The following is an 11310-nucleotide window of genomic DNA, read 5'->3' on the forward strand; positions in this document are numbered from 1 at the left end:
CAAATACCTCGGGGTGCGGGGCAGAGCCCCGCTCAGGCGCGCAATTTTTCGCCGTCGTGGCCGGTGATGCGCAGGGTCAGGATCGTGCCCTCGGGCATCTCGCGGTCGAACCGGACCTCGGTGAAATACTCGGTCCGCCCGGCCAGCCCACCCTCGACCAGAACCGCGCGTTCCTGCCCGACCTCGGCCTCGAGGTGACGCAAGAGCGCCTCTTGCCCTTTCGCGCGCAGCCGCGCGGCCCGCTCCTTGATCGCCGGCCCCGCCACCCGCGGCATCCGCGCGGCCGGCGTGCCCTTGCGCGCCGAATAGGGGAAGACGTGCAGGAAGGTCAGCCCGCAGTCGTCGACGAGCTTCAGCGAATTCTCGAACATCGCCTCGGTCTCGGTCGGAAAGCCCGCGATGATGTCGGCGCCGAAGACGATGCCCGGGCGCAGCTTGCGCGCCTCCTCGCAGAACCGGATCGCGTCGTCGCGCAGGTGGCGTCGCTTCATCCGCTTCAGGATCATGTCGTCGCCGGCCTGCAGGCTGAGGTGCAGATGCGGCATCAAGCGCGGCTCGGTCGCGATCGCCTGCATCAGCATCTCGTCCGCCTCGATGCTGTCGATCGAGCTGATCCGCAGCCGCGGCAGGTCGGGCACCAGCTTCAGGATCCGCATCACCAGATCGCCAAGCCGCGGTTCGCCGGGCAGATCGGCGCCCCAGGAGGTCAGATCGACCCCGGTCAGCACAACCTCGTTGAAGCCGCGGTCGACAAGGCGGCGGATCTGCTCGACCACCACGCCGGCGGGGACCGAGCGCGAATTGCCGCGGCCGAAGGGGATGATGCAGAAGGTGCAGCGGTGGTCGCAGCCGTTTTGCACCTGCACATAGGCGCGGTGCCGGCCGAATCCGTCGATCAGATGGCCCGCGGTCTCCTTCACCGACATGATGTCGTCGACGCTGACCTTCTCGGTCTCGCCGATGAAATCGGGGCCTTGCGGGACCAGCCCGGCCCAGGTGTCGGGCTGCATCTTCTCGTGATTGCCGATGACCTTCGTCACCTCGGCCATCGCGGCGAAGGTCTCGGGCTCGGTCTGCGCCGCGCAGCCGGTGACGATCACCGGCGCGCCGGGGTTCTCGCGGGCAAGGCGGCGGATCTCCTGCTTGGCCTTGCGCACCGCCTCGGCGGTGACGGCGCAGGTGTTGACGACGACCGCGCCCTCGACCCCCGCCGCCGCAGCCAGCTCCTTCATCGCCTCGGTCTCATAGGCGTTCAGCCGGCAACCGAGCGTGGCGAAGACCGGCGGTTTCATGCCCCGACCGCCGCGAGGAAAGCGGGCGTGAGCCGCCCCTCGAAGACCAGCGCCGTCGGGCCGGTCATCCAGACCCCGTCCTCGCGCCAGTCGATCTCCAGCCGGCCGCCGTCGACATCGACGATCACATGCCGCCCGGTCAGCCCCTTCAGATGCGCCGCGACCGCCGTCGCGCAGGTGCCCGAGCCGCAGGCAAGGGTGATCCCCGCACCACGCTCCCACACCCGCATCCGCAGGTGATCGGGGCCGAGACGCGAGGCGAACTCGACATTCGTGCGCTCGGGGAACAGCGGGTCATGTTCGATCACGGCGCCAAGCCCCGCGACATCCACCGCCTCGGCGTCCTCGACGAAATAGATGCAATGCGGGTTGCCCATGCCCACGGCAACCGGGGCGCCCGCAAGCGGCAGCGCCATCGGGTCGCCCGCAACCGGGATCGCCGCGGCGTCCAGGATGGGCGCGCCCATGTTCACCGACACCAGCCCGTCGTCGCGGCGGCGGGCGTAAAGCGTGCCGCGCGCGGTGGTCAGGCTGACGGCATCGCGGCCAAGCGCGCGCATCATCCAGTCGCTGACGCAGCGCGTGGCATTGCCACAGGCGCCGGCAATCGAGCCATCCGAGTTCCAGAACTCGAGGGTGAAGTCGGTCTCCGTCGCCGGCCGGATCACCGCAAGCTGGTCGAAGCCCACGCCGCGATGCCGGTCGCCAAGCGCACGGGCGAGCGCCGGCGTCACCGGGTCGTCGCCCGTGCGGGCGTCGATCACCACGAAATCATTGCCAAGGCCGTGCATCTTCAGGAAGGGCAGGCCGGCGGAGGGAGTGCGCATGTCGGTCATGGCCGCGCATATAGACCCGCCGGGGTGATTTTTCCAGTGCTGCGATTTTTTTCGAGGGCAGCGTCTTGACCCATCGGGGGGCTGCCTGTAGAGACCGCCCCAACGTGTGGGCCGTTAGCTCAGTTGGTAGAGCAACTGACTTTTAATCAGTGGGTCGCAGGTTCGAATCCTGCACGGCTCACCACTGTTTCCAAAGATATGTCGGGTGACAGCTGCCCGGGCCATTTGTGACAGGGTTTTGTCCGTTGGACGATGCCTTGGCGGATAATTTCGCCAAGGGCCATTTCCCGGTTGGCATCTGTTTTCTTGCGTCGGATCCGAGACTGAAGTCTCGCGACCTTCGCACGAGGCCGATCCCCGTGACCTTCTGGTACACCGCCGACCTCCATTTCGGGCACGAGAGCATCACCCCCGACGCCCGGCGCCCGTTCCGCGACACGGCGCATATGGACGCCGCGCTGATCGAGGCGCTCTGGCAGAAGGTCGGGCCCGAAGACGATCTCTGGGTCATCGGCGATTTCGCTTTCGGCCCGAAGGCCAAGGATCCCGACTGGCTGCTCGCGCTCTACGCGCAGCTTCCGGGTGCGCGACGGCACCTGATCGTCGGCAATCACGACGGCCCGCTGACGCAGGCGCTGCCTTGGGACAGCGTTTCCCTGCTCGCCGAAGTGGCGGACCTCGCCGCCCCCCTGCCGGTCACGCTCTGCCATTACCCGATGATGACGTGGAATGGCGCAAGGAAAGGCGCGCTGCATCTGTTCGGGCACGTTCACGGACACTGGCAAGGCAGCGCCAACAGTCTCAACGTCGGGGTCGATGTCTGGGATTATGCGCCTGTCACGATTGCCGAGGCTGCACGACGCGCAAAGGCATTGCCGAAGCACAAGCACTGGAAAGACGTGGAGCCGAGAGCGTGAGAGATCGCGGCGCTTCCTAGAATGGACATCGGCGACATACCCAGCCCACAGCGACCGTTCGCCAGGGTTGGCGATCGCTGCGGTGCAGCTTCACCAAACTGGCCATTCGAGGCATTGTGCAACATGGCCCTGCAGGCGGAGGTCAGCAACGCGGACAAAGCGGACATTGCTTTGAGGAAAAATCAGATATAATTTCGCCAGTGCATTGCCACGGTTGGTTTCGGATTTTAGGTGGACATGAGTAAAACGCCGACCTATCTCGTCCAAGCGGTCGCCATCTGGCTTATAGTTTACATTGGCGCTGGTTATTTTCCTGAAGACGCTCCCAATTGGTATTGGGCCATCCTTGCTGGTCTAAGTTCGCTCGTTGCCGTAGCGCTTGTTGGTCTGTGCAGACGGCTTGGTCTGTTGCGATAGAAGCGACCGTCAGAAATGGGCTCGAACCGGTCATGCGGCAGCGCGGCAGGCTCCTCGCCTAGGTGAGCCGGATCTGCGGGGCGTGGATGGCCCATTGGTAAGTTATTGTGGGTCATCTCCACTGTGAGGCCGTGCTTCGAAGGTGACCTCCGCCCGCCCCCTTTGTTTCCGTTCATCGGGTTGATTGAATGACCCAGAGCCCATACGCTTCGTACCACTTAGCTCCGAGGTCGATATTCGAAGTCTTGAAGGACATGAGGGATGGGAGATGTGCCGGAAAAACCTTCGCAGGCTCTAATGCAGGGTCGCCATGTTATCCGGCAACTTGTCGCGCAACATCGCGCATCAAATCCTCGCGTCTTCGGCTCTGTGCTTCGTCGAGAAGACGGGGAGGATAGCGATCTCGACATCTTGGTGGATCCTATGCCTCAAACCACTCTCTTCGACCTAGGCGGGTTGCAGGAAGCACTCGAGGAAGCCTTAGACGTCAGAGTTGATGTCAGAACACCCCGAGATCTACCTGAACGGGTCAGATATCGTGTGCTGAGCGAAGCCGTTCCAGTTTGACGTCGCCAACTTCTCCGATGCGGATTTGAAGCTGGGCGAGTTGAGTTGCGATTCGGGGAACGAATGTCAAAACGGCCCGAAGCTGCCGGTCGATGACTCGCATAATGCTTGATGCAGCCTTCCTGAAGCGGCCATTCGCGCCCAGGGCTGCATCGCGGTGGGTCGGCGCCACCGATGCATGCTCCTTCAGGATGCCGATGATGGCATCTGCGCTGAACCTCGATCGTCTCATGTCCGCCACCTCGTTCGAGAAACAGATTAACTTCAAACCGCGGAGGATTCAGGAGACCAGGTCATTCACAATGAATCCAGGCTGGACGGAAATCGGCGCGGCGATGCGTCGGAGTTTCATTCAATGCGCAGCCGTCGAACAAAGCCGCGATCCTGAACCTGATCGAAGATCTCCATCGGACGATGAGTTTTCGGCTGCCAGCAACGCCCAAACTCGATGCAGCATGCAGCAGGAGCCGCCGGAAAGACGAACACTTGCGTATCCTCACCATGCACCTCTTTCACACGGTTGAAGGCTGAGCGCACGACCTCACGAAACTGACTCATATCTTCACGCGTTCGCAGCGCGTCGTGCCGCGGGCTTGCGCAGGTGATTTCCCAGATCGATAGGGGAGCGTCTGGAATAGCGGACGTAACCCGATCATCGGAAATGCGATCAGTTATGGACAGCTTTATTGCCACCATCTTCCCGCCGGGCGTCCCTTCTATCAGTCTAGAGTCCATCTCGGATGCCCCTTCACGCCAGGTCCAGGACGGTTCTGGTTCCCGGTGTCGGGTAAAGATCTCGACATCATGGATATCCGGAAGCAGCTGACCAAGCTTCATCAAGAGGGGCATCGGTGCGAAGCCGAATACGGAGATGTGACGATATTGCCCGCTATTGATGCGGCCTTTTATCCTCTCCTGAAAGAACCGCACCAGATCGTCTGGCTCAACGGCCCAGAACAGTTCACCGTCATCTTGCTGACCGGTAATGCCAAGCTTCAGGTCTATCGGATCGAAACTGGCTGGCGTCCGACCAATTGCCTGCATAGCCGCAATACACATATCGACTGGAATCGCCGTCTCATTGGCAGCAATCTGGTTCGTAAACCGCAGGATGTGTGACTGGCTGGCAGGGCGTAGGCCCACGGATCGCGCAATCCAGGCCTCGTGTGCGGCTTTCATCCTGCGTAACACCGGCTCCGAGTGTTTATCGCGCTCGTCGCGATCAATCACACGGTGGCAACCATCGCAGAGCAACATGACATTATCCGGATCCTTGGCCAGGGCCTTAGACTGGTCAGCGTTACCTCTGGGCCCATCCTCGCTGGAGCCGATGATGTGCGCGATGTAGCCCTTATTCGCGGTGCGGCTGCCGGAGATAAGGTGTCCGATCAGGCTGTCATTGCAAATCTGGCATCTACCGGCCGCCCGAGCCCATACAATTTTCTCGGCCCGCGGACCTACTGTCCCGTGACGACCTTTCTTGGAGGCGGACTCAGTCATAAAACAACTCCGGCTAGATGCTTTGCGCTGAGGTCGGCGCCGCGTCCGGGGCACCGGCCGGATAAAGTTCTCCAATACATTTCGGTCCCGGCGCGTTGGAACCTCGCCATATGCCATCCAAGTGCCAGCACTCATAATAGTGGAGCCACTCTGATGCCCACGGCACGGTTGTGTCCGCAATCAACATCGTCGGATTCCATTCCTTGGCGTCCGGGTCGTAGAGGCAAAGCGCTGACTCTGTTGGGTTTCGACGGTTGAACAGCAGGTGCGGAATATCCTCATATCGTCCCCCAGATCGCGGTCGCAGCTTGGGATCGAGAATGAAAACATGCGGTACAACGCCAGCTTCACGGAAGCGCCACTGAACGGAAACCAAGTAGGACTTCTGAAAGCCCCTCAGCTTCCCTTCCCAGATCATTGTGGTGTTGTCGAGGGACAGAGCAAACACAAAGTCCGGCCAACGCGAAGACATCCGAGTCAGCTGCGCATGTGGAGACCGCGGTTTGACCCGCTTCTGGATCATTTGAGCAATCCAGAGTGAAAACTGTGAGCTGGTGCTCTCGAAACCTGAGGCGCCACTACCGCACTAGCCACAGCGGGTGCTGACGTGGCAACGAGAGCCGGGGCCGCGAGGAAACCCTTGCCCCTCTCATACGCGGCTGGCGCGGCCTTGTCGGATAGCCCATCCAGATATTTCTGCATAGCTTTCTGGGTCACACGTTCTCCAAAGAGCTGATCGAAAATCTCTTGGATCTCTGACAGCTCAGCCTCTCGGGCGCGCGCAAGTTCAGCAAGCAGGTGCTGCAGATCGCCGCGGAAGACTACCAAGTCTGTCGCATCCTTCGGCCACCGGTCATTAAAGTTTTCGTCCCGGAAGACCGGGTTACGCTCTTCCGGCCGTTGGCCGCTGGCCAATGCAACAGCCATGCGCCGATCGAGTTCCGAAGCTAGGGCCTCGAGTTGCGCGCAAAGCCCGAAGATATTCAGGGGTATTTCCGCTGCAACCTTGGACAGGTATATCGACACAGGGCGCTTTCGGTCACGAGGCGCGTAGCGCAGATTGAGATAGCGCTTTATGAGCTTCAGGGCGATGACTTGGGGGGCATCACGAAGCGGGTCGATGGGCTCAGGTAGCTTGTCTGTCTCGGCGTCAGCAAAAACGGCGTTGAGCGCGATACGATCAGGAATGCTCATCTGGCTACGCATTGCGCGCACCTGATCCTGAAACTGGTGGCTCGGCAGCTTAACAGTTTGCCGGAACCACTGTGCAAAACCATAAGGGTTCACGCTGAAAAGTGCGTCTGCTCCCTTGTCAGGACTATGGTAGATGTCTCCTGCTCGTTCTTGCCTTGGCGCTGCGAATGGGGCCATCGGGGTCACATCGAGATGCATGAAGGCAAACTGCAGCTGCACGCATCTGGTGCAACGAACGATTTTACGGACATCGGGGAAGCCTTCGAAGGCGTCGAATAGTTCATCCAGAACCCGCTTTGGTTGCCAGGCGGGCGGCGCGCGAAACTCCAGTATCGCGTCCAAGTCAAAGCGATCATCCGAACTGCCGTCAACGATCGTCGCCCCGATGGCACGTGAGCCCTGCGCATAAACCAGTGCATCGTTCATGTAATCTGCCAAGGCTCCTCCTGGTCGTTGGAGGTGCTCAGCAATCAGGTTGTAGCGCTTCGAAGCAACTTGAAGGTCGCGATCACTCAACTCCATCTCGATGGCGGTTGCGATCAAAAGGAAATCAAGGTTCGGGGCGGTGGCGTCGAAAGGCAAGTCAACCTCCTGATCACAGAACGGGTCGTTAGCAGTCGAGGGGCGAGAGTGCTAACGCTACACCAGAATCAGCTATCAGGCAACTAGACGCCTCTGGTCACCACCTTCTGTGGACGGATGTAGATACCATCTAACAACTTGTTGTGCTTTGGCTCCGACTAGGCAGACCAAGCTTTCAGCGGCCGAGAAGCCATTGCGTCGATGTGTGAGAGCCACACCCGGAGCCGAAGTAGTCCAAGGCCCGCAGCGTTTGTGGGGGGCGTTCGGCCCGCAAAGCTGCCCAGAGCGGCTCAGGCGTCTGGTGATACTATCGATCTGGTCGGATCATCCGAAGCCACGGCGGGGCTGGAGGACAGGAGGTAACACCATGTCCGCCGACTATCTTCCAGCGATCCGGCCCGAACGTCCCGCCTTAAACAAGGGGCGCATCATAGGCCAGAGGCGCCACCTGCTGCCAAAACACGTCTGGTCGATCCGCGTCCGCCTAGAGATGGCAGGCAACCGACGCGACCTGGCGTTATTCAACTTGGCCGTGGACAGCAAACTTCTGGGATGCGACCTGGCCTGGCTGAAGGTCCGAGACGTCTTTGCCGCGGGAAGGGTGAAGGAACGCGCATCTGTCACCCAGAGCAAGAGGGAAAAGCCCGTGCGCTTCGAAATCACCGAGACGATGCGACGGTCGCTGAGTTGCAGTTACAACAGCCTGCAACGAACTTCTGCTCCCCGCCCTCTACGACGACGAACTGATCGATGCACCCGGCCCATATCGGTCACTCGACCGGCCTTAGGAATGCTGCGGACGCAGCCCGCTTAGCCGTCATTCGCCGCAACGGCGGGATCTGGTGCCTAGCCGCCTCACAGATCGGGAACTTTAGGGGGATTCGCGGCCGTTGCACCAATAACCGCATCGTAGATCACCACATCAGTGTCCGTCCTGTCCGCCTTTCAGAAACAACAAAAACAACAGATTCATTGACGAAAAGTGAATATGTGTTATTTCACTTATAAAGGCCAACGGAGTTCACATGGTAGAGTCGTCAAAGTTCGAGGCGCAGGGTTTCTTGGCGCCTGACGGTACGGAAATGGTGATCGTCCCGCGCAAAGATTGGGACGCCGTTTGCTCTCTTGCTGAGAGAGCGGTGGCGAAGATCGAGGAGGAAGCAATGAATATCCCTGATGATGTCGAGCAACATCTGAATCTGGGTCTCAACCCCGTTGCTGCGTGGCGGCGCCATGCAGGCCTGACCCAGGCAGTGCTTGCAGACAAGGTCGGCATAACTCAGGCGGCAATTGCCCGAATCGAGTCCGGGCCGACTGGTACCGGTCGCGATGATACGTTGACACGCATCGCCAAGGTGCTCGGAGCGCCGCTCGCGCACATCAATCCACCAGCCAAGACGCCGGCCGAGCGGATCCGCAAGGCCATAGACAACAGCGCTGATGCGAAGACTGAGCGCCTGTTCCAGCCAGCCTCTTCTCGCCGCTAAAACAATTCAGCCGATAGCCGCCGGTCGCACCCGACGCTAGGAGCCGAAGCATCCGGCCCATAACCGCCGGTAGCGCCTTGACGCGCCTTTTCTCGAAGCCGTCGTTCGGCGCGGCGCAACGGCTGGGCAAGCCAGTCGGTCGTGCGGGACGCAGCACGGCCTGCGACCGCACCCCAGAGGGCACGGACAGTTGTCGCTCTACTGGCCATGCTCGCGCGCAAGTTTCTGCGCCTCCCCCGCGCTATTCCCGAGCTCATCGGGAACATCGCGCCCCTGCGCAGCATCAAAGGTACCGACCTCACGCTCCCGAAGATTAAAATAGTCGTAGGTGTATGCGCCTTTCTCGCTTCCCGGGTGCGTCGTATACTTAATGAGGGTCATATCGTCGTTCATCTCGATGCTTATCGAAATGTGGTCCTTGTATAGATCGAAGTTTGGATGGATCAGACGATAGTTGGCGCCATCTTGGAATGCTGCCGCGCTGATTGCGTCGACTACGAAGTCGATATTCGCACGCTTGTATTTCATATTGCAACGCTTGCATGCAATGCCGAGGTTCCAAACAGTGTAAGCGAGAGGGCGGTAGGTATCGCGCGACTTTGGCAGGACATGTTCGGGATCGACGATAAAATGTCCGCCACCGTGTAGCGGAAATCGGCAGTAGCAGCATCGGTCACCATGGCGCGCAAGATGAAGATCTCGGATCTTGACTTTCGCAGAACGAAGGTTTTCCTCTTCCGCCCCTCCTGGCCTCCAATCCCAAGGCTTCTCGGTCTCAAGCGCCCTCGCGATCGCAGCCTTTTCGCCGTCGGTAAATACGCAAGTGTCGAGGCTGGGCACGTATGGATCAGACAAAACCATCTTCTCCGCCATCAATACCAGCCTTCTTCCGTTCGACCTTATCGACGAGCTTGCGCACAGCCTCGAAAAAGCGACGTTGCTGCTCTTCGAAGCTAGGCTTCTCGAATGCGTTGATCAGCTCAAGAACCTCTTTCTTATCGATCTCATCTTCCTCGAAGCGCGAGATTGCTCGGACGATTTCTTCGCTAACAAAGTGATTGGCAGGCGTAACCACCCCAAAAGCCTCCCAAAGTATCTCCTCTATACTGTTTGGCGTGGCCGAGGATTCGATATTGAGGCGCACGGGCTGGCCGTCCCGCACGCTGAACACTGATACCTTGCCGCGAGCATCACTAAGCGCGCCGGTGACCACCAGTGGCGCATGAGTGGCTATGATGAGAGTGGCCTCACGATAAGCCATGGCGGCCATCAGCTTGTCTACATATGTGCGCTGCCAGCTTGGATGTAGGCTGTTCTCTGGTTCGTCTACTAGGATGATGGCGCCGTTACCGGCCTCGGTGATAAGGAACAGCAGCGACGAAATCAGCGTAAGCTGACCTGAACTCGCCAATCGCATCTCGATCACCGTGCGGTAAGGATCGTTGCGTTGGAGCATTACCTCTATAGGGCCGATGACCTTAAGGCGGCGGAGGATAGCCTCGCGGCGCAGAACAGGAACAAAGTCTCTTGCCAGGCTGAACTCGAACACGGAGCGGGTGGCGTCGATCCAGACGAACTCTCCAAGGTCGTGACGCCTGAGGAAGTCGACTGCGCGACGCAGTTGCTCATCGTATTCCGGTTCTTTATTCCTTAGCATTTGTTCATCGGTGGTTCCGCTGCTGGAACCATCCAACTTCCATCGTAGATCTTCAAAAGACGATCCGTAGTGTTCGGCCTTTTCGATCCGGAACCCGAAGCGCGGGGCGTAGCCACAGTAATCCATGATCGCGCTGATCTGATGGAACGCGGAGTCGTCTGCATCGAGCGAACTTGCGAGCGCACGCTTCACAATATTGGGTGGCGTATGATCGGGCCGACCAGCTGAAATCCGTCGGACCCCTCTCATCCGAGCGAACCGGTCATGGGGCGTGTTCGACACAGCGATGACGTCCTCATGGCGGTAAGACTCTGCTAAAGCCCGAAGGAATGAGCTTTTTCCGGATCCATTCGGGCCAACCAGTATCGCGACAGATTCTTCGCGTTTTTGGCCATATATTTCAATATCGCCCAACGTCGCCATTAACTCCTCCAGCGCATATTATATCTCACCCAAAATCCTAAAGTTTTCTAACAGCAACGACGTAAATTCACTTAGTATGAGAAAGAACCAAATGACCGACTACATTTCGGACATTCACTTCGAGCTTCTCGAAATTGTTCCGCTATGCCATTTCGAAAAGTGGTATCAACCATGAGTTGCGGGCTCTACTCCCGGAATTAGAGGTTGCTCTGTCTCCGCCAAGAGAGGACAGCATCTTCCGTTCCTGCAACCGGTTCAGCATCACGCCAACGATCCCAGAAGTCGACGGTAGCGCTATTGGGCTTGAAGCGCGGCGGAGACACGACCACCCGTGTCGGTAGCAACTGACCTGCTCCCCTGAAACGTCCTCGTTTTGAGGTTAGCCTGTTCTCCAACCAAGGAGACAGACGATGAAGAGAAGCCGTTTCAGCGAAGAGC

The 11310-nt window shown here is 59.4% G+C and carries 10 protein-coding genes, 1 tRNA gene and 1 pseudogene; 5 read left to right on the top strand and 7 right to left on the bottom strand.

Going from position 1 to position 11310, the window contains the following annotated elements; all coding sequences use genetic code 11:
• Positions 1-32: 32 nt before the first annotated feature.
• On the bottom strand, positions 33-1292 hold the full coding sequence (mtaB, locus tag DYS74_RS14055; protein WP_121534322.1) for a tRNA (N(6)-L-threonylcarbamoyladenosine(37)-C(2))-methylthiotransferase MtaB: 1260 nt from the start codon (positions 1290-1292) through the stop codon (positions 33-35).
• Positions 1289-2128: a diaminopimelate epimerase gene (dapF, locus tag DYS74_RS14060; RefSeq protein ID WP_121534323.1), complete on the bottom strand. Its 840-nt coding sequence runs from the start codon at positions 2126-2128 to the stop codon at positions 1289-1291. The genes mtaB and dapF overlap by 4 nt, the downstream gene beginning before the upstream one ends.
• Before the next feature lie 108 nt (positions 2129-2236).
• On the opposite strand from dapF, the gene DYS74_RS14065 reads away from it, so the two are divergent.
• From DYS74_RS14065 to DYS74_RS14075, 3 genes are all read left to right on the top strand, one after another.
• Positions 2237-2312: transfer RNA gene (locus tag DYS74_RS14065), tRNA-Lys, on the top strand.
• Positions 2313-2487: 175 nt separating this feature from the next.
• Positions 2488-3045 carry a metallophosphoesterase gene (locus tag DYS74_RS14070; protein ID WP_121534324.1) on the top strand — a complete coding sequence of 186 codons (558 nt, stop codon included), beginning with the start codon at positions 2488-2490 and terminating at the stop codon, positions 3043-3045.
• 714 nt (positions 3046-3759) lie between these two features.
• The gene (locus tag DYS74_RS14075) at positions 3760-4029 is read left to right on the top strand and encodes a nucleotidyltransferase family protein (RefSeq protein ID WP_220668852.1); all 270 of its coding nucleotides are present in this window, start codon (positions 3760-3762) and stop codon (positions 4027-4029) included.
• On the opposite strand, the gene DYS74_RS18705 is transcribed toward DYS74_RS14075, so the two are convergent.
• The 3 genes from DYS74_RS18705 to DYS74_RS14090 all read right to left on the bottom strand — a co-directional run bounded on the left by DYS74_RS18705 (position 3992) and on the right by DYS74_RS14090 (position 7305).
• Positions 3992-4261 carry a hypothetical protein gene (locus DYS74_RS18705; RefSeq protein ID WP_183077544.1) on the bottom strand — a complete coding sequence of 90 codons (270 nt, stop codon included), beginning with the start codon at positions 4259-4261 and terminating at the stop codon, positions 3992-3994. The genes DYS74_RS14075 and DYS74_RS18705 overlap by 38 nt on opposite strands.
• Before the next feature lie 116 nt (positions 4262-4377).
• Positions 4378-5529, bottom strand: coding sequence for an SAVED domain-containing protein (locus DYS74_RS14080; protein WP_183077542.1), 1152 nt, complete (start codon positions 5527-5529; stop codon positions 4378-4380).
• Between the two features lie 519 nt (positions 5530-6048).
• Positions 6049-7305 (bottom strand): nucleotidyltransferase domain-containing protein, encoded by a 1257-nt coding sequence (locus DYS74_RS14090; protein ID WP_121534328.1) that lies wholly within the window; start codon positions 7303-7305, stop codon positions 6049-6051.
• A gap of 367 nt (positions 7306-7672) precedes the next feature.
• On the opposite strand from DYS74_RS14090, the pseudogene DYS74_RS18965 reads away from it, so the two are divergent.
• Positions 7673-7990 (top strand): annotated as a pseudogene (locus tag DYS74_RS18965) (integrase); the annotation flags it as partial.
• A gap of 454 nt (positions 7991-8444) precedes the next feature.
• Entirely contained in the window at positions 8445-8792 is a 348-nt protein-coding gene (locus DYS74_RS14100; protein ID WP_183077543.1) for a helix-turn-helix domain-containing protein, read from the top strand.
• 198 nt (positions 8793-8990) lie between these two features.
• On the opposite strand, the gene DYS74_RS18495 is transcribed toward DYS74_RS14100, so the two are convergent.
• Together DYS74_RS18495 and DYS74_RS14110 are read right to left on the bottom strand one after the other, a co-directional pair.
• On the bottom strand, positions 8991-9665 hold the full coding sequence (locus tag DYS74_RS18495; RefSeq protein WP_147435511.1) for an HNH endonuclease: 675 nt from the start codon (positions 9663-9665) through the stop codon (positions 8991-8993).
• A complete protein-coding gene (locus tag DYS74_RS14110; RefSeq protein WP_121534331.1) occupies positions 9640-10872 on the bottom strand; it encodes an ATP-binding protein in 1233 nt (410 codons plus the stop codon). The genes DYS74_RS18495 and DYS74_RS14110 overlap by 26 nt, the downstream gene beginning before the upstream one ends.
• Between the last annotated feature and the right edge of the window lie 438 nt (positions 10873-11310).

This window comes from Paenirhodobacter hankyongi (genome assembly GCF_003664585.1).
In the GTDB taxonomy this organism is placed as follows: domain Bacteria; phylum Pseudomonadota; class Alphaproteobacteria; order Rhodobacterales; family Rhodobacteraceae; genus Rhodobacter; species Rhodobacter hankyongi.